Origin of the sequence: Cryobacterium sp. SO1 (genome assembly GCF_004210215.2) — a bacterium.
GTDB lineage: Bacteria > Actinomycetota > Actinomycetes > Actinomycetales > Microbacteriaceae > Cryobacterium.
The window spans coordinates 753,861-777,571 of sequence record NZ_CP067394.1 but is presented as its reverse complement, the minus strand read 5'-3'; the positions used below and the strand labels follow the sequence as shown (position 1 = coordinate 777,571).

Annotated in this window: 22 protein-coding genes and 2 pseudogenes; 12 read left to right on the top strand and 12 right to left on the bottom strand. The window is 63.2% G+C overall.

Features of this window, described 5'->3' with window-relative positions; genetic code table 11:
• Positions 1-92 precede the first annotated feature (92 nt).
• Positions 93-968 (bottom strand): nucleotidyltransferase, encoded by an 876-nt coding sequence (locus BJQ95_RS03665; protein WP_130177841.1) that lies wholly within the window; start codon positions 966-968, stop codon positions 93-95.
• The gene (locus BJQ95_RS03660; RefSeq protein WP_130177840.1) at positions 961-1,485 is read right to left on the bottom strand and encodes an SLATT domain-containing protein; all 525 of its coding nucleotides are present in this window, start codon (positions 1,483-1,485) and stop codon (positions 961-963) included. The genes BJQ95_RS03665 and BJQ95_RS03660 overlap by 8 nt, the downstream gene beginning before the upstream one ends.
• A gap of 276 nt (positions 1,486-1,761) precedes the next feature.
• On the opposite strand from BJQ95_RS03660, the gene BJQ95_RS03655 reads away from it, so the two are divergent.
• From BJQ95_RS03655 to BJQ95_RS03625, 7 genes are all read left to right on the top strand, one after another.
• Entirely contained in the window at positions 1,762-2,331 is a 570-nt protein-coding gene (locus BJQ95_RS03655; protein ID WP_130177839.1) for an RNA polymerase sigma factor, read from the top strand.
• A complete protein-coding gene (locus BJQ95_RS03650; protein WP_130177838.1) occupies positions 2,328-3,110 on the top strand; it encodes a hypothetical protein in 783 nt (260 codons plus the stop codon). The genes BJQ95_RS03655 and BJQ95_RS03650 overlap by 4 nt, the downstream gene beginning before the upstream one ends.
• Before the next feature lie 170 nt (positions 3,111-3,280).
• Positions 3,281-3,688 (top strand): hypothetical protein, encoded by a 408-nt coding sequence (locus BJQ95_RS03645; RefSeq protein WP_130177837.1) that lies wholly within the window; start codon positions 3,281-3,283, stop codon positions 3,686-3,688.
• A gap of 741 nt (positions 3,689-4,429) precedes the next feature.
• Positions 4,430-5,674, top strand: a complete 1,245-nt coding sequence (locus BJQ95_RS03640; protein WP_256041348.1) for an IS256 family transposase — start codon at positions 4,430-4,432, stop codon at positions 5,672-5,674.
• An 841-nt stretch (positions 5,675-6,515) separates the two neighbouring features.
• Positions 6,516-6,959 (top strand): MarR family transcriptional regulator, encoded by a 444-nt coding sequence (locus BJQ95_RS03635; RefSeq protein ID WP_130176908.1) that lies wholly within the window; start codon positions 6,516-6,518, stop codon positions 6,957-6,959.
• Positions 6,960-6,969: 10 nt separating this feature from the next.
• Positions 6,970-8,208, top strand: coding sequence for an epoxide hydrolase family protein (locus BJQ95_RS03630; RefSeq protein WP_130176909.1), 1,239 nt, complete (start codon positions 6,970-6,972; stop codon positions 8,206-8,208).
• Positions 8,209-8,611: 403 nt separating this feature from the next.
• Complete coding sequence (locus BJQ95_RS03625) at positions 8,612-9,406, top strand: putative protein N(5)-glutamine methyltransferase (RefSeq protein ID WP_130176910.1); 795 nt, start codon at positions 8,612-8,614, stop codon at positions 9,404-9,406.
• A 361-nt stretch (positions 9,407-9,767) separates the two neighbouring features.
• Here the strand turns inward: BJQ95_RS03625 and BJQ95_RS03620 are convergent, their stop codons facing one another.
• Together BJQ95_RS03620 and BJQ95_RS03615 are read right to left on the bottom strand one after the other, a co-directional pair.
• Complete coding sequence (locus BJQ95_RS03620; protein WP_256041512.1) at positions 9,768-10,901, bottom strand: hypothetical protein; 1,134 nt, start codon at positions 10,899-10,901, stop codon at positions 9,768-9,770.
• 186 nt (positions 10,902-11,087) lie between these two features.
• Positions 11,088-12,477: pseudogene (locus BJQ95_RS03615) on the bottom strand (IS1380 family transposase).
• Positions 12,478-13,042: 565 nt separating this feature from the next.
• Here BJQ95_RS03615 and BJQ95_RS03610 point away from each other — a divergent pair.
• On the top strand, positions 13,043-13,399 hold the full coding sequence (locus BJQ95_RS03610; RefSeq protein WP_130177986.1) for a hypothetical protein: 357 nt from the start codon (positions 13,043-13,045) through the stop codon (positions 13,397-13,399).
• Between the two features lie 237 nt (positions 13,400-13,636).
• On the opposite strand, the gene BJQ95_RS03605 is transcribed toward BJQ95_RS03610, so the two are convergent.
• Positions 13,637-14,788, bottom strand: a complete 1,152-nt coding sequence (locus tag BJQ95_RS03605; RefSeq protein ID WP_130177987.1) for an epoxide hydrolase family protein — start codon at positions 14,786-14,788, stop codon at positions 13,637-13,639.
• 114 nt (positions 14,789-14,902) lie between these two features.
• Between BJQ95_RS03605 and BJQ95_RS03600 the strand changes: the two genes are divergently transcribed.
• On the top strand, positions 14,903-15,502 hold the full coding sequence (locus BJQ95_RS03600; RefSeq protein ID WP_130177988.1) for a TetR/AcrR family transcriptional regulator: 600 nt from the start codon (positions 14,903-14,905) through the stop codon (positions 15,500-15,502).
• A gap of 199 nt (positions 15,503-15,701) precedes the next feature.
• On the opposite strand, the gene BJQ95_RS03595 is transcribed toward BJQ95_RS03600, so the two are convergent.
• From BJQ95_RS03595 to pgi, 7 genes and pseudogenes are all read right to left on the bottom strand, one after another.
• On the bottom strand, positions 15,702-16,100 hold the full coding sequence (locus BJQ95_RS03595; protein ID WP_130177989.1) for a hypothetical protein: 399 nt from the start codon (positions 16,098-16,100) through the stop codon (positions 15,702-15,704).
• A 287-nt stretch (positions 16,101-16,387) separates the two neighbouring features.
• Positions 16,388-16,552 carry a hypothetical protein gene (locus BJQ95_RS03590; protein ID WP_165384947.1) on the bottom strand — a complete coding sequence of 55 codons (165 nt, stop codon included), beginning with the start codon at positions 16,550-16,552 and terminating at the stop codon, positions 16,388-16,390.
• Between the two features lie 134 nt (positions 16,553-16,686).
• Positions 16,687-16,881, bottom strand: coding sequence for a hypothetical protein (locus BJQ95_RS03585; protein WP_130177990.1), 195 nt, complete (start codon positions 16,879-16,881; stop codon positions 16,687-16,689).
• 576 nt (positions 16,882-17,457) lie between these two features.
• On the bottom strand, positions 17,458-18,255 hold the full coding sequence (locus tag BJQ95_RS03580; RefSeq protein ID WP_130177991.1) for an MIP/aquaporin family protein: 798 nt from the start codon (positions 18,253-18,255) through the stop codon (positions 17,458-17,460).
• Complete coding sequence (locus BJQ95_RS03575; protein ID WP_130177992.1) at positions 18,252-18,566, bottom strand: hypothetical protein; 315 nt, start codon at positions 18,564-18,566, stop codon at positions 18,252-18,254. The genes BJQ95_RS03580 and BJQ95_RS03575 overlap by 4 nt, the downstream gene beginning before the upstream one ends.
• A 446-nt stretch (positions 18,567-19,012) precedes the next feature.
• Positions 19,013-19,543 (bottom strand): annotated as a pseudogene (locus BJQ95_RS03570) (DNA polymerase IV); the annotation flags it as partial.
• 71 nt (positions 19,544-19,614) lie between these two features.
• On the bottom strand, positions 19,615-21,330 hold the full coding sequence (gene pgi / locus BJQ95_RS03565; RefSeq protein ID WP_130177993.1) for a glucose-6-phosphate isomerase: 1,716 nt from the start codon (positions 21,328-21,330) through the stop codon (positions 19,615-19,617).
• Positions 21,331-21,499: 169 nt separating this feature from the next.
• On the opposite strand from pgi, the gene BJQ95_RS03560 reads away from it, so the two are divergent.
• Genes BJQ95_RS03560 through BJQ95_RS03550 form a run of 3 tightly spaced genes read left to right on the top strand, consistent with a single transcriptional unit; the run spans position 21,500 to position 23,640 of the window.
• Positions 21,500-22,222 carry a GAF and ANTAR domain-containing protein gene (locus BJQ95_RS03560; protein WP_240694776.1) on the top strand — a complete coding sequence of 241 codons (723 nt, stop codon included), beginning with the start codon at positions 21,500-21,502 and terminating at the stop codon, positions 22,220-22,222.
• Complete coding sequence (locus tag BJQ95_RS03555; protein ID WP_240694771.1) at positions 22,215-22,946, top strand: GAF and ANTAR domain-containing protein; 732 nt, start codon at positions 22,215-22,217, stop codon at positions 22,944-22,946. The genes BJQ95_RS03560 and BJQ95_RS03555 overlap by 8 nt, the downstream gene beginning before the upstream one ends.
• A gap of 37 nt (positions 22,947-22,983) precedes the next feature.
• Positions 22,984-23,640, top strand: a complete 657-nt coding sequence (locus tag BJQ95_RS03550) for a YigZ family protein (protein WP_130177996.1) — start codon at positions 22,984-22,986, stop codon at positions 23,638-23,640.
• Positions 23,641-23,711: the final 71 nt, after the last annotated feature.

Here is a 23,711-nt window from a genome sequence, read left to right as displayed (position 1 = left end):
GACTCAGACGCTGGCGCTTGGCGACCCCCGTACGGCACGAGGCGCGCAGCGCGCTTCGTGGTGACTGATCGGGCGACCACGTCGCTGGCGCGTCAGTAGAACTGCGACGGGAAGGTCGTACCGACGAAGACGTAGGCGAGCTTCGTGAACGCCGCCGAGCGTCTGCCGGCCTTCTCTAGCTCGATGGCATCCTCAACGCGCTTTGCATCGGAAGTCAGCGTCGTTACGGCTGTCGAGCGGTAGGTCTCCGTTGATGCCGCACGGAACCGGCCCGTGAGCCCGGTGGGGTCATTCATATCAGCCAGGCCGTTATTGGCGAGGCCGCGGATCAAATACGCAAAGTCGAGGTAGGGAATGAACGACGACTCTCCGGCCATTCGTTGTGCGGCTCGCATCTCCAGGTAGAACGACGAGACCTTGGCGCCGCTCGGATTGGCGTACTTCCAGGTCTTCATCAACCGGGCAAGGCCCTTTGCGCCGCCGGAGGGGGATCTGTTTATGTCCGTCACATACGAGAGATGCGCGGACGGTGCGGTCTCCATCCACCCGCCGCCCGGAGCGGGAATGCTGTAGACGACGTGGTCGCCGCTCGCGCGCAGATAGTAGCCGGGAATGACCTCCCAACGCTCGTCGCCGCTCGCGAAGTTCACGACAACAGCGGGACGGCTGACGCGCACTGGTGTCAGCGGAAACGACTGCGCAAGAGTACTTCGCACGCGTTCGAGCGCGGTGTCGGAGCTTGCAGGTCGGCCTCCTCCGAGGCTCACGAGGACATCAACATCCGAGTGCCCTCGTACCGCTGTTCCGTGGCGGAAGGACCCTGTTTCTCGCAGTCCGAAGTTCTCCAGTTGGGAGAGGGATTTCTCGATGGATGCGCGGTGCTGAACGGCGGCTGACCGCTCGCCATCCGTCGGCACCTTCCTCGACAGCAAAGCCTCGAATGCAGTCGCAACCGTCCGCTCAGGCATTGGCGGCGATTTCCTCGAAAGACGCCGTCTGTCCGCCTGCTTTGATGTTGCGCCCTGCCTTTCGGTAAGCCCGCGGGGAGATGGGCTCGGCGGACCTGTTCTGCTCATCCATGCGCTCCGTCAGGCCCTGCAGGATGGCTCGACCTTCCTCGATGTCCATCCACGGGGTGTCGACCAAACGCGCCCGGCGGGCAGCATTCTGAATCTCGAGGTATGCGTTTGCGGCGGCGGTGGCCGCCGTCGCGCGTTGAGAGGCATTCACGACAGTGAGCACTGCGCCCCCGGCAGCTGCGAACAGCGCGAGCACTCCGCCGAGGACGTCCAGTCCGGACCCAGAGAGAACCAACGCTCCCGACACAGCAGCTGATCCTGCCGCGAGCGACCCGAGCCAGAGGTTGAGTTTTTGCCAGCCTTTCGCCTGCTCGAACTGGCCCTGCGCGCTCCACATCGTGCGGTCCTCGACCTCTGAGAGCTCACGCAGTAGAGCCTTGCGTCGTACGCTCTCGTCGGTCTCCATAGCGAGAGCGTATCGGCATCGCCCACGTACTCCCGCGTCGCCACACTTGAATCCGTCCGCTCGCAAGGAAGTCGACATGTCTCGCAACCCATGTGCCTCGAAACCCATGGGATATGAGAGGCAGGAAGCCGCCTCTAACGTGACGAGCGGCACGTGACGTGTCGCGCATCTGGACCTGTCTCGCATCGGTAGGGTTTCGAGACACCGGATAGAGTTCTGCCCGCTAATGCGATCTCCGGTCCGGAACCAATACGCGAGTGCTGGACACTACAGAGTATGAGCAACACCGACGCCGATGAATGGGCACGAGCCCTTGGCGGCAACGCTGAGGCGTTCGGTCGGGTTTTCGACCGGCATCAGGATCGTGTGCTGCGACACAGCTTGCGGTTGGTGCCACAGAGGACTGACGCCGACGACGTTGTGGCGATCGTGTTTCTCGAGGCGTGGAGGAAACGCCGCACGGTGCGCTTCATCGACGGATCACTACTTCCGTGGCTTCTCGTCACCGCAACGAATGCAGCCCGAAACGTCGAAAGGGGGCACCGGCGCTACCGCATCCTTCTTCAACGATTGCCACAAGTAACGGCGATCAGCGATCACCTCGCCATCGGCGACACCGAAGTTGAGGTGGCGCTGCGCAGCATGTCCCTCTCAGACCGGCAAATCATCACTCTGTGCGTTTTGGAGGGCTTCACGGAGCCGGAAGCGGCCCAAGCGTTGGGAGTCGCCCGGGGCACCGTCAAGTCCCGCCTCTCCCGCGCTAAGAAACGACTCGCGGCAATGATTGCTCCGCCCACCAGCGCAACTCGCCACCCCGCCCCACCATCGGAAAAGGTGCTTCCATGAACACACTCGCCGATCAGGAACTGGCCCGAAAAGCCGCAGTGCGTCGATCTCTGCTCGAAGCTGTCGAAGCCACCACCGCTCCTGGCCGTTCAACTCGCCTTCGTACAGGACTTATTGCGGCCGGCTCGGTTGCCGCCGCAGGGCTCCTCGCTGTAGGTGTTCTGGCGATCGCATTGCCAAGCGTGACCGCTGCACCAACCGTCGTAGCCGCGCCCAGCTTCGACTTGGATGCGCTCCCAGCCGCAACAGGCGGCGGCACGTCGGACTTCGTCGTGTTCACCTCCCCAGCCGAACTTGCAGCTGTCTCATCACTGATCGTTCAAGGGACAGTTCGCGAAGTCATCGAAGCTGATATTCCAGCCGAGATTACGGACCCGTGGGGATCCGCAAGCACGATCGTCCTCGTCCTGGACGTGACATCGGTCCTCAAAGGAAGCCTCGATCTTCGCTCCGATGGCACTTTCCAGCTCGCGATACCGGGCTACTACGCCAACGCCAATGGCACATCACTGGCGGAATGGAACGCGTTGTTCCCTGCCGGAACCGAAGTTGTTGCGTATCCAGAGCGAGCCTGGGCCCATTCTTGGGGCTTCGGCAACGTCCCACCCGCAGAGGTGGATCCAACCGAAGAACCGATGTACCTGCAATGGCACCCTCAGGGCTTCGCCGTTCACATCCCCGGAAGCAATGAAGTCGCGTGGCCCCTTCTGCACGACGAAAAGGTCGGGAGATTCGAGGACGCCCTCCCCGGCGGCACCCTCATTGGCACGGTCAGGTGAAACTCCCGGATCCGTTTACGGACGCCTCCGCGACTTAACCAGGAGTCTCGAAACCGAAGCGTCTCCAAATCCATGGGATACGCGACAGAGCCGCGTGGAATGACCGTCGGCAGGTGTCCCTTGTCAGCGGCTTCTAGCCATCAGAGCGGGCCGCGTCCTATTGTTGGCGAGTGAGCGATGATTCGCGGGTCATTGATCCGGTTACGCAGGTTGAACTGCTGGTGCCTGCCTACGGCACTCCGGAAAGAGCAATTCGCCGGGCCGCTCTAAGAAGAGACGGACTTCTGCGGGCGATTCAGTTCTATCCCGATTGGCCGCATCCATGGCCGTTGTGGGACGAGAGCGGTGAGGTTTCCGCGGAGGATCTCGGGCTAAGCGATGCACTTCGGGAAGACCTACGTCGCTGGGGCGACGAGTGGAATACGACGTACCGGTATGACACCGGCTGGCCGAGTGTCGCTGCGCGGGATGTGTGGATGAACGAAGGGGATGCCCTTGCCGAACGCGTCCAGCGTGAGGTCTGGGACATCGCCGATGTGAGAGCCGAACACCGGGGATTTCAGGAATTTCGACCTTGACGCGAAAGCCACTTACCGCGGTTGAAGCTTTCATCCGCCTATCCCGGACCGTCGGTGTCTCGAAACCGTTGTGACTCATATCCCATTGGATACGAGACGTCGGAGGTCGCCCGTTCCCGCGACGCGCGGCACGTTGACTTGTCGCGTATCTGGACCTGTCTCGCATCCGTAGGGTTACGAGACAACCATTCGCAATTGTCGGCTTGTGGTTTTCCAGTGGTTGTTTGACTCGTCGGCACCGTCCAGTCGGGCCGGGTAGCGCGAGCTATTACTGAAACACCGTCTCCAACAGCGGCTCCGATCTGGCCTGGCTGGAGCCGAAGCTGGTGAGGAGCTGGTGCGCACTACCGGCGATTGCGATGGCCAACCCCGAGATTGCGATTTCCCTGATGACAGGACCAGCGAAGGGCTTTCGTCCGCGAACACTCCTATGCCGTGATGAGACCAAAATCGAGCTACTTGTTGTTGCGAGCGAGCCGTAGCATGAGGGTTCCTGGATCGAATTCTGATCCGGCAGGAGCGAATCCAACTCGTTCGTAGAGGGCTCGCGCTGGATTCCCTTGCTCCACGCTGAGGCTTACTCCAGGCAGGTCTCTGACGCGTGCCTCCTCGAGGAGGGGTTACGTCCCCGTGAGTGGTGTGGTTTCCCGCTCTTGAGTGTTGCTTCGTCAACGTGAAGAGCCACCGTGGGATGGTCAGTGAGAACCGATCAAAGCTACTCACAGAAAGACACAAACCACGATGGCTCTAGACCAGTCTGCCCTGCTCGACCTGCTGGGAGAACTCAAACTCACCGATGTCACCGATCGCATCCGATCCGCGACCGAAAAGCTCTACCAGGAACTGATCGATGCGGAAGCGACCGCGTTCATCGGCGCCGCCCCGTTCGAGCGCTCCGGCGACCGCACCACCCACCGCAACGGCACCCGATCCAGGACGTTGACGACCACCGCCGGCGACCTCGACCTGAAGATCCCGAAGCTCCGTGCCGGGTCGTTCTTCCCTGCCCTGCTCGAGCGGCGCCGACGGGTCGACCAGGCGTTGTTCGCGGTCGTGATGGAGGCCTACGTCCACGGCGTCTCAACCCGCAAAGTCGACGACCTGGTCAAGGCCCTCGGCGCGGACACCGGGATCTCCAAGTCCGAGGTGTCTCGGATTTGCGCGGGCCTGGACGCGGAGGTGGCCGAGTTCCGCGACCGCACCTTGGCCGCCCAGGACTTCCCCTACGTGTTCCTCGATGCCACCTACTGCAAAGCCCGGGTCGGCCACCGGATCGTGTCCCAAGCCATCGTCGTCGCGGTCGGGGTCGCCGCCGACGGCCGCCGGGAAGTACTGGGCTTCGACGTGGGTGACAGCGAGAATGAGGGCTTCTGGACGTCGTTTCTACGGTCGCTCAAGACCCGCGGTCTCGACGGGGTCAAGCTGGTCATGTCTGACGCCCACACCGGGCTCAAGAAGGCCATCAGCACCGTGTTCCAAGGCGCCGGGTGGCAGAGATGCCGAGTCCATTTCATGCGCAACGTCCTCGCCGTGATCCCGAAAGGATCCCAGGACATGGTGGCCTCGATCATCCGCACCATCTTCGCCCAACCCGACCGTGAGCACATCGAGAAGCAGTTCCGCGAGGTCACCACCATGCTCGCCCGGTCACACCCGAAGGTCGCCGCGATGCTCGTCGACGCGCAACCCGACCTGCTCGCCTTCGCCGCGTTCCCGCGGCGGCACTGGCGCCAGATCTGGTCCACTAATCCGTTGGAACGGGTGAACAAGGAGATCAAACGCCGCACCGACGTCGTCGGCGTGTTCCCCAACGCCGCCGCGCTGCTGCGCTTGGCGGGGTCGGTGTTGATCGAGCAGCACGACGAGTGGGAAGCCGGCGAAAGACGCTACTTCTCCGAGGCCTCGATGCTCGAGCTGGCCACCATGAACAATCCCATCGAGGTCATCGACGAGGCGGTGATCCTCCCAGAACTCGCCGCCGCCTAGACTAGAACCACTGACCCGCACGGTGTTGAGAAATTCCACCACTCAGCGGGACGTGACCCGAGGAGGCTGATGAGGAGCAACGTGCCGACACCGACGCCACGTTGGCTGGCTGAAACCCAAATGCTTAGCTCTGGGAACGCTGCGTCTACGAATCCGTACCCGGGGTCTGTGGCGGTGAAGCACCGAAGCCACGCCACACCAACTGGCAATTGTTCTGCGGTCTCCGCGACGAAGCCGAAATCCCCGGCCCCCGGCCATGGGGAGAAATAGTGAGTGAAGTCAGGCGTATGCATGACCTGGTCGAGGGTGAACCGGTCGCCCGACCAGTTCACGTTCCCGTGGGTGGCCGACGCGAGCAAATTCTCCTCATCGGCTCGGAGTGAGCGAACAGAAACTCGATCGTCTTGCCTAGCCGTCATGCGAGCCACCCTATCGGCACTCTGGCAACCCGCGTCGATGACCGCGTCACCACGCGGCCCCCTCTCGACTCCAGCCCGTGAAGGCTCTCCACTCTGTGCGACCGTCCCCGTCAAGCGTAGGTCCTTGCAGTTATAGCGCCGTGGTCGCGTTCCTTGTGAACTAAGCGGAACCTCGATAGAGGGCGCCAGGTGACTTGTCTCGGATCTAGACCTGTATCGAATCCGATGGGATATGAGACGTAAGGGATCACCTGTCCCACGACGAGCGGCTAGCTGATTTGTCTCGCATCCTAACCTGTCTCGCATCGGTAGGGATGCGAGAGGTCGCGCTCACCGCGATTCTCAGAACGCTGAGTCCGATGGGTGCCCCGAAGGAGACGACCGCCTACCGGAATTGCATCAAACATTGATATAATGCCGCGGTGGGTGAACAAGACGTCGGTGTGCTGGCGACCTCGATCGCGGACTTCAACTCTGTGTTCATTCGGCTGCCTTTGCAGGGGCAGCTGAGCTTCTCGTCCCTGTCGGTGCTGCACACGCTCTCGCGCCGTGGGCCGAGCCGGTTGAGCGATCTGGTCGAGAGCGAGCAGATCAAGCAACCCGCACTGACCGCCGCGACGGCGAAACTCGAGCGGGAGGGTCTCGTCGCCCGGTCGCCGGACCCTGTGGATCGCCGGGCCGTTCTGATTTCTCTCACTCCCGAGGGCGCCGCGATCGTTGCCGAACGACGCGCGGGACGTGTCGAACGGCTCGAACAGCTTGTCGCGCGCCTGCAACCCACAGAGCGGGCGCAGTTGCTGTCGATCGCCCCGGTACTGGACGAGGTTGTGCGGCTCTCCCAGCTCACCCCCACCACGAACGATTGAGGAGAAGACGATGAGCGCAGCAATTGCCCGCCTCGCACAAGATCCGATCGCCGTCACAGACGATGTCCTGGACGATCTGCGGTCACGCATCCGATCCACCAGGTGGCTGACCGATGACGGCAACGAGGACGGGCATTACGGCGTGCCCCGAACGACACTGCAGGAGCTTGCCGAGTACTGGGCCGACGGGTACGACTGGCGCGCAGCAGAACGAGCCATGAACGCCTACGAGCACTACCGCGTCGACGTCTCCGGGGTTCCCATCCACTTCATGCGCAAAGCCGGGGTGGGTCCAGCGCCCACACCCCTAATCCTGAGCCACGGGTGGCCGTGGACGTTCTGGCACTGGTCGAAAGTCATCGACCGACTCGCAGACCCCGGCGCGTTCGGCGGCGACCCGGCCGACGCGTTCGAGGTCATCGTGCCCTCCCTGCCAGGGTTCGGATACTCCACGCCAACCGCTCCTGACATGAACTTCTGGAAGATCGCGGACGTCTGGCACAACCTCATGACTGAAGTGCTCGGTCACCAGAAGTACGCCGCCGGCGGCTGCGACGTCGGCGCACTCATCACCGGCCAGCTCGGCCACAAGTACGCCGACGAGCTCTACGGAATCCACATCGGTTCCGCCCTCAAACTCGACTTCTTCAACGGCGACCGCGCGTGGGATCTCTCGGGTGGACGGCCCATTCCCGAGGACATGCCCGCTCCGCTTCGAGCGCGTCAAGTTGCGATCGAGCGACGAAACGCCGTTCACCTCGCCGCCCAAGTCCTCGCCCCCAGCACCCTCGCCTACGGGCTCTCAGACTCTCCTGTCGGGATGCTCGCCTGGATACTCGAACGGTGGGACAAGTGGTCGGATGACGACGGCGACGTCCTCACCGTCTTCGATCGAGATGACATCCTCACTCACGCCACCATCTACTGGACCGGGCAGAGCATCGGCAGCTCGATGCGCACCTACGCGAACAACAACCGCTACCCGTGGACTCCCTCGCACGACCGCGTCCCCGTCATCGAAGCACCCACCGGTATCACCTTCGTCGACTACGAAAACCCGCCCGGAATCACGACCTCCGAAGAACGCATCGACTCATTCCTCGCCAGCGATCGAGCCGCCTGGTACAACCACACCAGCATCACCGGCCACCCCAAGGGAGGACACTTCACACCTTGGGAGATCCCCGAAGACTGGGCCAACGATCTAGTGAAGACGTTCCGAGCGCTACGGACCGACCGGCCCTCCTGAGACTCTGCGGGCGTAGTCACTCACGCCGACCAACGCGAGGACCAACAGTGCAGACGGCCTTGATGATGTGTGCAGGGGACCTCGAGAACTGACAACAAGTGGTGTCAATAAATGCGGATTGAACTTCAACTAGACGGGTTTCGCGGCACCATCTGACGTCAAGCTGGCGTGTACCTCAGAAATACAGTTCGCAATTTCGCGGCGGAGGACCGACCTGCCGTTGCTCCAAACCCGTCTTGTTTTGCTCGAACCTGCTATCGTGACGGAATCCACAACACACACCGAGGAGGTGAGACCCATCAACGCTTCAAACCAGGTCGGGTGCTCTCTTCTCGCGGCCGAGCGGATGACTCGGCAGACGTGACACACAGAGCGCCCATAGGCATTCCGAAAGGCGCTCTTCATGTCAACTTCTCAATCAACTACCTCTGAGTCAGCTGTCGTTTCCAGGCTTCGAGCCGCAGGCTGCGTATTCGCTGAAGACGAAGCCAGACTTCTCCTCTCTGCCGCCGCTACTCCTGTCGAACTGGCAAGAATGCTCGACAAACGAGTGGCCGGGTTTCCACTCGAACACATCCTTGGTTGGGTGGAGTTCTGCGGCCTTCGGATAGCTGTGGATACTGACGTCTTCGTGCCCCGACGTCGCACCGAATTTCTCGTCCATGAGGCCAGAGCGCTCACTGCGCCGGGGTCCGTCGTGCTCGACCTTTGCTGCGGCGCTGGCGCGCTGGGTGTCGCGCTGAGCGCAGCGGTAGGCGAGATTGAGTTGCATGCTGCGGATATCGAGCCGGCCGCTGTCGCGTGTGCCCGCCGGAACCTAGCCGCCCAAGGCGGGCGGGTGTATGGAGGGGACCTCTTTGAGCCACTGCCCCATGTGTTGCGGGGAAGTGTCGACATCTTGCTCTGCAATACGCCCTACGTGCCCACCGAGATGATCGAGCTGATGCCTCCGGAGGCACGGCTGCATGAGCCTCTTGTGACGCTCGATGGCGGCGCGGACGGACTTGACGTTCAGCGGCGCGTGGCGGCGGACGCGGCGCAGTGGCTCGCGCCGGGCGGCCACCTCTTCATCGAGACAAGCGAAGATCAAGCAGCTCGTACCGCCGAACTGCTCGAACGCAGCGGGCTGGTGCCGCGGATAGCTACTTCCGACGAGCTATATGCCACAGTCGTGATCGGGACGAGGCCACGCTTTTAGGGCGGATGAGTCGCCCGCTATGGACTCTTCAGGAGAGTTCCTTCCGGTGAGCGCGGCGTGGTGCCCTGTGGGGGCTGGGGCTTAGCGACAGACACGGATGCGAAATGGCCGGCATCTATCGCTCCGACTAACAGGCGCGCTCACTCACCGACGACTTCGGACACTGACAAACAGGGTGAATTCGACGCGCAGACAACCTTGCGCATTGGTGCAGGCGGACACGAGAACTGACACCAATGTTGATGGGGCCTAAGTGACGGTCGTGAGACGTCTCATATCCCTAGGGATACGAGACTGGGACACACGTCAGAGTCCGTAATCCACCAAGTGGCGATCGCGAGAATACCGCCAGCCGTTTCTTTCACCGGTGGGAGCTGCGCGTGCCAGGGCTTACGAGCCAGCCGCAGGCAGCCATCACAAGCGGTGTGGCCACCACGAGGGTAGTCAGCGCCCACCATGGCGCGGAGAACACGCTCCCGGATCCAGGTAGATTCATCGAAAATGCCGTGAGCACGCCGATCACCGCACCAGCCCAAGTGCCGGTGGCCACCACGGTCGTTCCTTGCCATGCTGCTGTCGCGCGCAGCGTTTTGGTCGATGCGCCAACCGCGTGCAGGGTCAAAGCGTCACGTTTCCCTTCTGTCCGCGAGAGCGTCAGCGCGACGATGGACGCCGCCAAGACGATGCTTCCGCTCAGTGCGAGGGTCAGCCACCCCATTGCCGGATCGGCGGTCGGACCCGTCTCGAGGTGAACCAACAGCCCGCGGGTTCCCGCGAGGTCAGCGAGCTTACGATCAATCGCAGCCAGTTCGAGTTCCGTAGGTTCGCGAGTTGTCATGGCCACAACCTGGCTGGACTCTGTTTGCAGCCCTAGGCGGGATGCCGTCTCGTGGGTGACGATGACGCCGAACGGGAGGACCTCCGCAGCTTTTTCGACAACCGCCTTGATGTGCACCGTCGTTGACTCGCCAGAAGCGGAGGGGTTCAGGTTCAGCTTGACCGTGCCGGTGGCATCGACGAACTGCGAGTGCAGCGAAACCGCCTCGCCATTGGCCAAGGCTGTCTGGGCGGCCTGACTGGGTTCGGCATCGAGGATGGTGGCGAGTGTCAACGCGTCACCGATGATGACGGGAGCCGGTATGGCACCCAAATCGGCTCCCTCCGTGTACCAATCACGGCAAAGCGGGTCGGGCGCCAAGGGCGTGAAGCGGTCATTTCCGGGCAGGTTGCTGACGCAGCGGTTGGCTTCCGGTGTGACCACCGGCGACGCTGGTGTCGTTGTGTTCCCGGTGGTCGCGAGGACCTGGGGAGTCTCGATGATCGACAGCCGGTCTATCGGCAGCCCGTCCGTGAACACCGCTGCGACTGACTCCGCCAGCGCCTCGCGATCCGTACCCGGGTCGATCGTGGGGCCAAGCGTGGTGCCTTGGTCGCCCGGGTACGAGATCAACGCTGTCTGGACGCCACCGGGCATCATCAGGTAGGGATATGTCATCCGGCTGGTGGTGTCGGATGAGCTTTGGGAACACATCACTAAGCCTCATTCCACCGACCGGGTGAGGTTGGGAGTCGTTTTCTGATTTGAGTTGCGGCGGCGTGCTGGGGCGTGGTTGTGCGCTGAGCCTCGCTGCTCGTGGTGTTCCACTTGGGTTCCAGGTTGGGCCGGGTCGGGGCGGGCGGGTCAGGTCGGGGTGGGGCTCGGTGGTGCGAAGGCGTGGTCGAAGAGGTGGGTCCAACCGGTTTCCCAGGGCCAGTTTTCGGGCAGGTGCAGTGTGATGCGCCGGGCTGAGGAGGCGATCCTCGCGGGGATGTTGATCAGTTTCCGGCGGATGGTCGCCGTCCTCGCCCGGGCGAGGCCGGTGCCGGCGGTTACCGCGGTGGCGCGGGTGAGGTTGAAGGCGATGACGGCCAGGACCAGCCAGGCTGCGTTGGCGGCGAATACACCGGAGGGCAGGTGGGCCAGGGCGCCGCTCTTCAGGTCGGAATTCACGAGCTCGATGGCCGCGTGGGCGCGGTGGGTTTTATCGGCGGTGACGGTGTCCAGGGTGCTGGTGGTGAAGAACGCGTGGAAGCGGTGCAGGTCGAAGAGAGTGGCCTGGCCGGCGAGTTTGTGCTTGTTCAGTTCCGGGATCCGGCGCACGACCAGCCGGCCGCTGATGTGGTCCGCTTTCTTCCGTGAGCTGAATGCAGTGTAGGGAATCTCGGCGACTTCAGCGTCGGAGATCCAGGTTCGGGTGTCCTCGTCGAAGATCGCATGGGTGGACTTGATCGGCGTCCACCCGGTCGCCGGGATGGCCGCGATGCGCTTCCTGACGGCGGAATCCAGGCGGGCGGTGACGGAGACGTCCGCGCCGCCGGCCAGGGCGGCGTGGATGGCCGCGAAGGTGTAGAACGCGGAATCGGCGCGGAACAGGATCCGGGCGGTGTTCATCCCAGGCAGGCGGCGGAGAGCGGCGAGGGCGTCCCGGATCAACCGGGTCGCGCCGTGCGGGGACGAACAGGCACCCCGACGCAGACGCTGGGCGAGGATGATCGGGGCGCCGGTGACTGTTTTCAGTGTCGCGAGGATCGCGTTGAGCCCGCGGACCCCTGAGTAGCCGAAGCTGGCGCCCTGTTTCTGGTGCCCGTGGACCTCGATTGGAGCCCACATCCAGAAACACGTAGTTGTCAGGTTCCGGGATGATCAGCGGGCTCAGGGCCGCGAGGCTAATCAGGAACCGAGACGCGATCGCATCAAGCTGACGCACATGGCCAAACGTGAACGCGCGCAGGAACGACCCGAGCGTTGACGGGGCGTAGAGGTGGGCGAAGAGTTTCCGCATCCCGCCGTGGCGCAACACGGCGATATCGTCGATGGAGTCCGCGCCAGCCACCATCCCGGCAACCAGCGAGGCGACCTTCAGGCCGGCGTTCGCGCCCTTGTCGGTGGGCACGCTCAACCACTTGTCGGCCAGGCGCCGCAGGCCTGCTTTCTCGGCCAGTTTCATCGCGGGCACCAAACCCGCAGAAGACACGAGATTGGAATCGTCAAAGGACGCGGACACGGCCCGGGTAGTGTGCGAAACTTGCATCTACGAGATGCCCTTCTGAATCAGTCGAATTGCTCTGTAGTAAGTACAATTTACCCTGATAATACGGGCATTCTCTGTTTAACGCGCCGCTAGATCCCGATCCCGATCGGTGGATTCAGGCTAAGGAACCGGCCGTTTCAGCACGTCCTTCCGGCCGTTTCATCACCTCCAGCCTGCCGTTTCAGCACCGGCCCGTGGCGGCCCGTGCGACTCGGAACAGTGATGGTCGTGTGCACCTGCCGCAGCAGCTAGTTCGGCGCGAGAGCAGGGCTGGATGGAGCGGCGGCCACGCTTGGGGCGTCCAAGGAGACGCCGTTAGAGATCGCTACTGACGTTCAGCTCAGCAGATTCCCGGTCGCTCAGATGGCAGGAAAGTTATCGCGCATTTGGCCGGTTTCCAACTGACGAAACACAACTTCATACGGGGGTGTGGTCAGGACCGGTTGGCGTCACAGTCGAGAGTCGGTCAGGTCGGCCGGAAGAAGTCGATGAGTCGTGGGAGGACATTGCGGAATTCTCGGCCATCGTCGACGACGGCCCACTCGTTCTCTGCGGGTTCTCTGAGATGCCGATGCCGGACTGGCCACGGCTTGACGGCTTCGGCCCCGGCACCTACCGGATCCGTGTGCATGCTCGCGGTCGAGACATTGCCGACGACGCTGCGGTATTGGAGGCGACCGAAGAGTACATGATCGTCACCTGGCTGGAAAATGAGAGCCCTGCTTCGCTGATCGCGCTCGCGTCGCGGGTCGGCAAGTCGTGGATCGTCGCCGCAGAGGCACGCCCATTTAGCTCGTTCGCCGGCGGAATGCATGCAGGGACTGTGCCATCGTCACCAGCTCCCACCGGGATTCAGCCTCCGACCCCATTAGCCATCAGGTCTAACCCTGAGCAAGATCCCGGCCAAACGGGCGGCAGCTGAGCCACCGGCAAGATCCGCACATGCAGTTCAAGGGTTTCTGTCGGGCGGTCAGGTCTTGTTCGTTGTGGCGCGGTGTGAGACGTCTCGCATCCGTAGCGTTTCAAGCCAGCTGCTCAGCATCAGGAACTCGGCGACTTTCCGGCGCCAACGATGGATGTGCAGGATTTTGTGGTGACGGGTCCAGTTGATACACGTTCCCCGCGCGCGACTCGACCGACGATTCGGGGTCGGCGCACGCTACGAGCGGAGGCTTCTAAGTCCGATGCGTATTTCGTTGACCATGATCTCGGGCTGTTCGAAGGCTGCGAAGTGCCCGCCCGCATCGGCTTCGCCGTAGTGGATCAGGTCGCTGCAGGTATCTTCGATCCAGGTTCGGGGCAGGCGTGGGATGTCCGCCGGGAAAACTGTAACTGCGACCGGCAGCGACAGTTTGGGGCCGGCCATGCTGCCACCCTTGTTCTCCCAGTAAATGCGTGCAGATGACGCGGCACTGTTGGTAAACCAGTAGAGCGAAATCGCGTCCAGGATCTCATCAGTGGTGAGGGCATCCTCGGCGAGGCCGTTGTTGTCGGTCTTGGATTGGAACTTGTCGTATATCCAGGCCGCCTGACCCGCCGGCGAGTCCGCGAGAGCGATTCCGATGGTCTCCGGCTTCGTGCCCTGTAGGTGATTTGCACCACCCATATCGCCCGTGTACAGGGCGAGGGTGTCCACGGCGTATTGCTCTTCCGGCGATAATTTCTCGGGGATTACGGCCGGAAACGCATACGGGCTGTTCAAGTGAATCCCGAGCAGACCTACGGGCCGCATGGCCCCGAGGGCGGAGGTGACAACTGCACCCCAGTCGCCGCCCTGGGCGGACCACTTCTCATAACCGAGACGCTTCATAAGTTCTACCCACGCGGTTGCGATGCGCGTGACATTCCACCCTGTTTCAGTCGGCTTCCCGGAGAATCCGAATCCGGGCAGCGACGGGATGACGACGTCAAAGGAGTCTTCGATGTTTCCGCCGAATGCGACCGGGTCGGAGAGCGGGCCAATCAGTTTCAGGAACTCGACGATCGAGCCTGGCCACCCGTGCGTCAGGATGAGCGGCATAGCATTCGGATTCTTAGACTTGACGTGAATGAAGTGGATGTCCAATCCGTCGATCTCTGTGAGGAACTGCGGAAAAGCGTTGAGCTCCGATTCGAATCGGCGCCAGTCGTACCCTTGCTCCCAGTAGTTGATGAGCGCTTTCATGTTGTTCAGACGGACTCCCTGCGACCAGTCAGCGACAGTTTCCTGATTGGGCCAGCGACTTCTCGCCAGCCGCAGCTTCAGATCCTCGACCTCCGAGTCCGGGATCGCGACGGCGAAGGAGCGGACGAGTGTTGACGATGCGGTCATGATCTGGTCTCCTATGGCGGGTGATTCACTGTGCCGCGATCGGCTGCACAGGGGTGTGCAATACCACCGCTTTGCAATCTACTTCATTGCACACCACCGTGCAATGATTGAGCTATGCAGATTGAGTCCACCCGTGCGCGCTCCATGAACGAAACACGCAACCGCATCCTTGACGTCGCGCTCGACGTCTTGGGACAGAATCCAGACGCCGGAATGGGCGACATCGCCACCGCTGCCGGCGTCGTCCGCCGCACCGTGTACGGTCACTTTCCCACTCGCGCGGATCTCGTACGGACCCTCACGCAACGGGCAGTGAGCGAGATGACCGCCATGCTCACCGAGGTCAACGCCTCCGACGCCGCAACCGACGCAGCGTGGGCCGATTTTGTGACCCGCCTCTGGCCACTCGCGCATCGATACCGCGTTTTGGTGGCGCTTCGACGCGGAGAGTACGGCGCGGAGATCCACGCACTCCTCGGCCCATTGGACGAGACCCTTGCCGAGCTTGTGCAACGAGGCCAGGACAGCCAGGTATTCGGACGGCACCAGCCCGCGGACATCCTCAGCCAGATCGCCTACACCGCCGTGTTCTCCATCGCGGCCAACGATCGCTCGAGCGGGACACTCGGCGCCCGCGCGGCAACCATTACGAGTCTGCTCGTGCTTGGAGTGCCCGAAGCGCGCGCCACAACACTCGCTGATCGCCGACCGTGACGCACAGCATTCGACCAGCACCGTCGAGGAGGCCCCAACAGAACTGTAAAAGTTCCGCTCGTAGGCGCTCTGCGGCTTCACTCATTGTCTCGTAACCGAAGCGTCTTGAAACCCATGCGATGTGAGACAACAAGCGCACTCCGCCGTCTCGGCAGTCGGTATCGATTTGCTGGCACGCGAAGGGGTGACGGCCCGTTCCCTATCCCGCGCCACCTGATACGTAGAATGCCGTCAGCGACTTGCATCCGGCTGGCAGGTCGCCGGCAACGTCAGTTTCTCCTCCGGAAAGAGCAATAATGTCTCCCAGCACGTAGTCCGCCCCCTCCCAATTCAGCGTGGTGCCGTCCCAACTCGCAGTGTTTGGGAAGACTGGGACGGAAGACGTGTTGATCGTCACGCACCCATCTGTGATGGTCAGCTCGCCCTTCAGGAGCGCCTCGTTACCTGCGCCGGCCGGACCAGAACCAGTCGTTGCAATCATGGTGGTGGCCGTTCCGTCGGGGGTTACGGTGTCCCCTGAAGTAACGGCGCAACCTGCCAACGCGAATGACGCGATTGCAAGCACAAGAAGAGACCTGACCAGTTCGTACTTCATCACGTCGTTGCTCCTTCTCTGTACACGCGCTTTGAGGCCGGCGCGGCTCGCCCTGGGCGAAGCTAACAAGCCCGCATATCAGCCAGGTAAATCTGATCTGAACGTTGCTCGAAGATGCTGACCGAGGAGTCCTGTGGCGGAGATGCCTTGGAGCAAGATGTCTCGTAACCGGGCTGCCTCACATCCCATGGGTTGTAAGACTCAGGCAACGCCCCTTGGCGCTGCCGGCCACTGCTGTCACGCCTCATATCCAAAGGGATTCGGGACCTAAGCAGAGTCCTCCATCGCGCTCAGCTTTCGTCGCCCGTGATGAATGCTGATACTAGGCCGCCGAGAACAAGAACCGCGCCTAGACCACCGATGACGAACGGGAGCACGAAGGACGGTGGCGAGGTCTCGAGCCTGCCGGCCTCGTCCAGCCATGTGCCGTACTCCGTGCCAAAGAGAATAAGCACGACGAGTATGACTAGTCCGATTGCCGCGCTTACCAAACTCCAGGGTCGCGCCCCTGTGTCGCCCGTCGTGTTTTTCCCGATGGCACGGACATGCCCGGTGACGAGGGCTCCCGCATCAACCGTCCCTCGGGGGGTTACTTATGCGGATGAGCGCTCATGGTTCTCTTCTTACGCAACACAACGACAAGCGCTCCCCCGATGACGAGCAGGCCACCAACTGCGCCAAGTAGTCCAAGCGGCACGCTGGTCGACAGATACGCAGCACCTGCGATGACGAATGCGACGCCGATCAAGGCCAGGACACCCTGGAAGACTAATGTTTCGCGCATGAGCTATCCCCTGAATCGCGCGGTTGAGGTGCACATAAGTGACAGCCTCGCACAAGCTCATCCCGCCAGGCTACCGTCTACCGAGCCGTTACTCGAGCAAGGAATGCCGTCGCCGCCCCAGTCGGGGCGTAGCGCGGTCGCATCCGCTGGCAGCCTGACAGTGCAGCCCCATTACTTTCTTCGTAGCCCTTGATCGTGTCGTTCTGTGAGGGTGTTGGCCTGTCAGGCCCGGCATGGTTCTTGCCCCCAGTCGTCCATGATCCGGGGGGTGTGTTGTCACCGGGCCTGACTGGCATCAGGTGATCGCTGATAGGGGCTGGACCGGGAGCGGTTCCGGTCAACTTTGTGGAACCTGAGACGGAGGATTCGTGATCGAGAACTACGACAGCGTCGACGTCTTCATCGGCGTGGGCATCGGCAAGGGAGAGTACCACGCGGTCGCCCAGATGACTTGTCTCGTATCTGGACCTGTCTCGCATGGGTAGGGTTGCGAGCCATCGTGCGTGGTATGGATGTAACGCTGCGCGGCTAGCTGGCGGGGTCAAGGCGAGTCCTGCCTGAGAACAACGCGGCAAGCTAGTCGGTCTTGCTGACTTCGGTGAACAGGGCGCCCTGGGCAGCGCCGGAACCGGAGGCCCCGCCGCCCTTGCCCCGCAGCACGAAGGCCACACCGACCGCGACGATAGCGCCGACGATCGGGCCGGCTACGTAGACCCAGAAGTCGGTGAAGTTGCCACTGGCGAGGTCAGGGCCGAACGTGCGGGCTGGGTTCATCGACGTTCCCGAGATGGGGCTGCCCCACAGCCCGGCGAGGGCGATGTAGGCGCCGACCCCGAACGCGCCGAAGAGGCCGACGTTCTGCGCGCCGGAGGCGGTGCCAAGGATGACGCTGACGAGGCCGAGCGTCAGAAGGGCCTCCATCCAGAACGCCGCTCCGGCCGAGTAGTTCGAGGCCGGGTAGTTCGAGCCGAAGCTCGACGACACCCCGATGACGGCGGTCAGGAGCAGGCTGGCGAGCGTCGCGCCGATGAGCTGGACGAGTATGTAGCCCGGAAGGCGGCGCCACGGGAAGTCGCCGCGCAACGCGAACGCGATGCTGACGGCCGGGTTCAGGTGGGCGCCCGAGACCTTGCCCATGAACAGAATGACGCCGAGCACCATCAGCCCAGGCGCCACGACAGCGGCCTGCCGGCTGATCACCCCGGGGAACGCCTCACTCATCATGCCGCCACCGGCGGCGACGATCACGAGCAGGAAGGTGCCGTACAGCTCAGAGAACAGCCGACGCCACTCCTGTTTGGGGTCGGAGAAGTTCTGAATCCGGTCCAGGACACTCTCGGGCGCTACCTGCCCAACTGTGGTATTTGGCGTCATCGCAGCGTCCCGTCGGTGTGCGAGGTGAGTGCCCAGTGCTTGAGGAGTTCGTGCGCCAGCAGTCCCTTGTACGGCTGGACTTGGGCGAGGGCGGGATGCGCCTTGACCTGTTCGCCCCACTTTCGGAACACGATGTCGAACTTCGGCGGCAGAGGCTGCTCCAACCACAACGCGTCATCGTTGTCGAACGCAGCGATACAGTCAACGACCTTGACGAAATCGTCACCCGGCGTGATTGCCCCATCAACGAAATCCAGAATCGCCTTCTTCGCAGGACCCTGGTTCGAACTTGCCAACACAGATTCAGCCATATCGGCACTCCTCAATGCGTCCACTTGGCGCGTCCAGTTGGCACTCAGATAGGGCCAGACCACATCATTTCCGCCTGGAAGCGCCCCTGCATCACCCACCAAGGATGATTGGTGACCGGATCATGAGAATGCGTCTCGAGCCGTAGAGCAGAAATAGGGGGGCCTAATTAAGTAGCCGAGGTTCATACGGATCTAGGCCGACTCGGCTACGAAGCGAATAATTGCAGTTTCTGGCTCACTGACGCTGAGTTATTCGGCCTTACCGAGATCGAGATTCCCGACGGCTCCCCTGCGCCGGCTGGCGCATGGAGCCGCCCGGTCACCCGACGAGCGGTAGGCGACGTGTCTCGTATCTGGACCTGTCTGAAGTGGCTTCGTTCGTGGGACCGTACCCTCGGCACTGAATATCGACACTCTTCAAAGCGACGACTGTCCGTTCTGTTCTCGCCTATCCGTCTCGCTCTCTTCGTCGGGTCTGTGTCCAGCCAGTTCTCCGCCGTGAGACGGAAGACGCCGGCCGGCTTACCGAATCCGGTGGCGACCTTGGCCCGGACCAGGGTGTCGCCGATGCCCACACTGCAGTGCAGGCGAGTGCGTTCCAGGACAGCTGCCTGCACCTGTCGGGCGTAGGCTTCCGGATCCTCTGTTTCGGTGCCGAGGAAGGCCTCGTCCCATCCCAGCACCTGCACGGTGACGCCGGGCTGCGCGCGCAGCGTGGCCATGACCGTTTCCGACGCTGCGAGGTAAGCCTCTGCATCGACGGGCAGGATCACGGCGTCGGGCACCTTCCGGGCCGCAATGCGCAAGGGCATCCCGGACCCCACCCCGAAGGCCCGGGCCTCGTAGGAGGCGGTCGACACCACGGCTCGCTCCGTGGGATCGCCCCGCCCGCCGACAATGATCGGCTTGCCCGCCAGCTCAGGTCGACGGAGCACTTCGACAGCCGCGATGAACTGGTCAAGATCGACGTGCAGCACCCACCGGATTCCGCTCACGACACCAGTGTGCCCCGAACGCCCCAGGCGGGCACGGGTCAGTCGAGTACGGGTCAGTCGCGCAGCTCGAGGTACTTGGCGATCAGCGACTTAGTCGACGAGTCCTGGGACGCCAGAGTCTCGGCGTCGCCCTCGACTGCGGGGGCAATCTGCACGGCCAGCTGCTTGCCGAGCTCGACTCCCCACTGGTCGAACGAATCGATGCCCCAGATGGTGCCTTCCACGAACACGATGTGCTCGTAGAGCGCGATCAGCTGTCCCAGCACGCTCGGCGTGAGGGCCGGTGCCAGGATCGACGTGGTCGGCCGGTTGCCGGCGAAGGCACGAGCCGGCACGACGGACTCCGTGGTGCCCTCCGCACGCACCTCGTCAGCGGTCTTGCCGAAGGCGAGCGCCTTGGTCTGAGCGAAGAAGTTCGCCATGAACAGCGCGTGCACGTCCTGGCCGGGCTTGTCGGCAGCCGCGTCCTTCAGGGGATGAGCGGGGTTGGCGACCGCGATGAAGTCCGCCGGAACCAGTCGGGTGCCCTGGTGGATGAGCTGGTAGAACGCGTGCTGACCGTTGGTGCCCGGTTCGCCCCAGAAGATCTCGCCGGTGTCGGTCGTGACGGGCGTGCCGTCCCACCGCACGCTCTTGCCGTTCGACTCCATCGTGAGCTGCTGCAGGTAGGCCGGGAAACGGTGCAGGTACTGGGCGTACGGGAGTACCGCGTGGCTCTGCGCCTTGAGGAAGTTGGTGTACCAGACGTTCAGGAGGCCCATCAGCACGGGCACGTTCTGCTCGAGGGGCGCGGTGCGCATGTGCTCGTCGAGCGCGTGGAATCCGGACAGGAATTCGCGCCAGTTGTCGGGGCCGATGGCGATGACCACGGAGGTGCCGATGGCGGAGTCGACGGAGAACCGGCCACCCACCCAGTCCCAGAAGCCGAAGGCGTTTTCGGGGTCGATGCCGAACGCCGCGACCTTGTCCAGAGCGGTCGACACGGCGACGAAGTGCTTGGCGACGGCGTCGGAGCGGGCGGCGTCGGTGTCGTCGATCGCGCCAGCATCCAGAAGCTGGTTCCACAGCCACTCCCGGGCCAGCCGGGCGTTCGTGAGCGTCTCGAGGGTGCCGAAGGTCTTCGAGGCAACGATGAACAGCGTGGTCTCGGGGTCCAGACCCGCGGTCTTCTCGTAGACGTCGGTGGGGTCGATGTTCGACACGAACCGCACCTCGAGGCCGGCCTGCACGTAAGGCTTCAGCGCTTCGTAGACCATAACGGGGCCGAGGTCGGAACCGCCGATCCCGATGTTGACGACAGTGCGAATGGGCTTGCCGGTGACGCCGGTCCACTGACCGGACCGCACCTTCTCGGCGAAGGCGTACACCTTGTCGAGCGTGGCGTGAACATCAGCGTCAACGTCCTGGCCGCCGACCTGGAAGCCCTGTGCGGGCACCAGGCCGGCACCGTCCTTGGGACGTCGGAGGGCGGTGTGCAGAACCGCGCGGTCTTCGGTGACGTTGATGTGTTCGCCGGCGATCATGGCCTGGAACCGGCCCGTGACGTCGGTCTCCTTCGCGAGCTGCAGGAGCGGGGCGAGGATCTCGTCGGTTAGGAGGTTCTTGGACAGGTCGACGGTGAGGTCGCCCGCCTGCAGGGTGAATCGATCGGCTCGCCCCGGGTCTGTGGCAAACCAGCCGCGAAGATCGGGCGAAAAGCCGTCGGCGATGCTGGAGAGCTGCTTCCAGGCGTCGGTTGACGTCGGATCAACGGGGGCAGATGCGGTCATGAGTTCTCCTGAATGCCGAAACGATGAAGCTGAAGAGTGCCCGCGGCTCCCGCAGCGCAGCGAGGCGGACCGCTCTCAAGCCTATTGCGCGGCGCCATGATCGGAACGCACCGTCGCGCTCCTCACGGGTCGCGCGTACTGTGGCGACAAACGGGAGGAGTTGAGTGCGATGACCCACGATCTATTCCAAGTTGCGTCGGATTCCCTTTCCGACAGCCGGGGGCAGATCTCTGACTTGGCGCGGCCGTTTTTGGGGTTCCTTCCTGTCTCGGGCGCCTCGATCTCGACCTTTGGATCGTTCCTTGGCGCCGAAACGATCTCGGCCACGGACGCCAGGGCCGGGCGCGTGGACGAACTGCAATTCGACCTGGGTGAAGGTCCGTGTTGGGACGCCCTGGTCAATCGGCGGCCCGTGCTCGAACCCGACATTGCTCAGACGAGCAGCACCTCATGGCCGGCATTCCTGACCGCGATTCGTCAGGAGGAGATCGGGGCGATCTTCGCTTTCCCGCTTTTCTTCGGACCGCTCGAAATCGGTGCTCTGGACCTCTACTCCTTGGCGCCTGTCTCGCTCAGCCCACAGCAGCAAGGGCAGACGCTGGTTCTCTCCGCCATCGTCAGCCGGATCGTCCTGCGCCACGCCATCACCGGTGACGACCTGCCGGCTGAGACAACGACGTACTCCCGACGATTGATCCACCAGGCGACCGGCATGGTCCTCGCCCAGCTCGGAACGACCGCCGAAGACGCCCACCTGATCCTCCAGGCCCGGGCGTTCGCGGAGAATCGCCCGATGCGCGAAATCGCCCAGGACGTCATCGAGCGGCGGATTCGGTTCGCCGCGCTCTCCGAGCCGGGTGAGGCACCCCTGAATGAGGCACCCCGTGAATGAGACCACACACCTGGACGAAACCGTTCGCCTGGAACGGCTCTTCGACGCTTTTGCGACGTTTGCGGACACCCTGGTGGCCGGCTATGACGTGCTCGACCTGTTGCAGACCCTTGTGGAGACCTGCCACGACCTCCTCGATGTCGACTCGGCCGGAATTCTCCTGGCAAACGCCCACAACAAGTTGGAGGTCGTCGCCTCCACCAGCGAGGCCAACACCCTCGTGGAGATCATGCAGCTGGACGCCGACGCCGGGCCCTGCCTGGAGTGCTTCCGCACCCGGGCCGTCGTCTCGGTGCCCGACATCAACGTCGGGTCCTCCCGCTGGGCCGACTTCTGCGCCACTGCCCGCGCCCAGGGCATCCACTCGGTCTATGCGATCCCGCTGCGCCTGCGGGAAACTACCATCGGCACCCTGAACCTGATGCGGAACGAGCGTGGGGAGCTCAACCAGCGGGACATTCGAGCCGCCCAGGCCCTGGCCGACGTGGCGACCATCGGCATCCTGCAGGAGCGCACGATTCGGGATGCCTCGAAACTGCGCGACCAGCTGCAGGAGGCGCTCTCGAGCCGCATCATCCTCGAGCAGGCCAAGGGCGTCGTCGCCGAAACCGCCAACGTGTCCGTCGAGGCGGCGTTCGCTCTCATCCGCAGCCACGCCCGCTCGCACCAGACCTCGCTGACCCTGGTCGCCCGGCAAATAGTCACCCGAGATCTTCGCTTCTGAGCCGGGGCCGACCCGACAACTAGGCGAGACTGGGCAGATGGGCGATCTCACTGTGCGCGGCGGCGCGGGTAGCGTCGTCGAAGCCGAGATCACCGTCAAACGATCCAGATTCCTCTGCCGCCTGATCAGGGTTGAGACGGAGGATGCCGCGCGTGCGGCCATCGACAGCGCACGCAAGGAACACTGGGGTGCGCGCCATCACTGCTCCGCACTGGTGATCGGGCCAAGCGGCACTCCCGAGCAGGTGCGCCGCGCACACGACGACGGCGAACCCTCAGGGACCGCGGGGCGCCCCATGCTGGAGGCGCTGTCCGGGCGAGGAATCATCGACGCTGTAGCCGTGGTCACTCGCTACTTCGGCGGCACGCTCCTCGGTGCCGGCGGTCTCGTGCGCGCCTACTCGGATGCGGTGCTCACCACGATCGACCGCGCCCAGTCCCTGGGGATGCTCGTGGAACGCGAACGGCGAGAGTTGTTCACGCTCACCCTCCCCCATGCCGAGGCCGGCCGCATCGAGGCCGAGTTGCGCCAGCGCGGTGTGCTGATCCTGGGCACGGACTATGGACAGAGCGCCCTGCTGCACATCAGCGACGATGACGCCGAACGGCTCACTGAGATCGTCGCCCACGTCACGGCGGGAAGCGCAGAACTGCAGAGCGTCGGCCGCGAGTGGGTCGACGTCGAACAGGCCTGACGCACCCGGTACCCGGTTCCGAGTTGCCCTCGCCGCACCGCTCGCACCAGACTGGAACCATCGGATCGCTA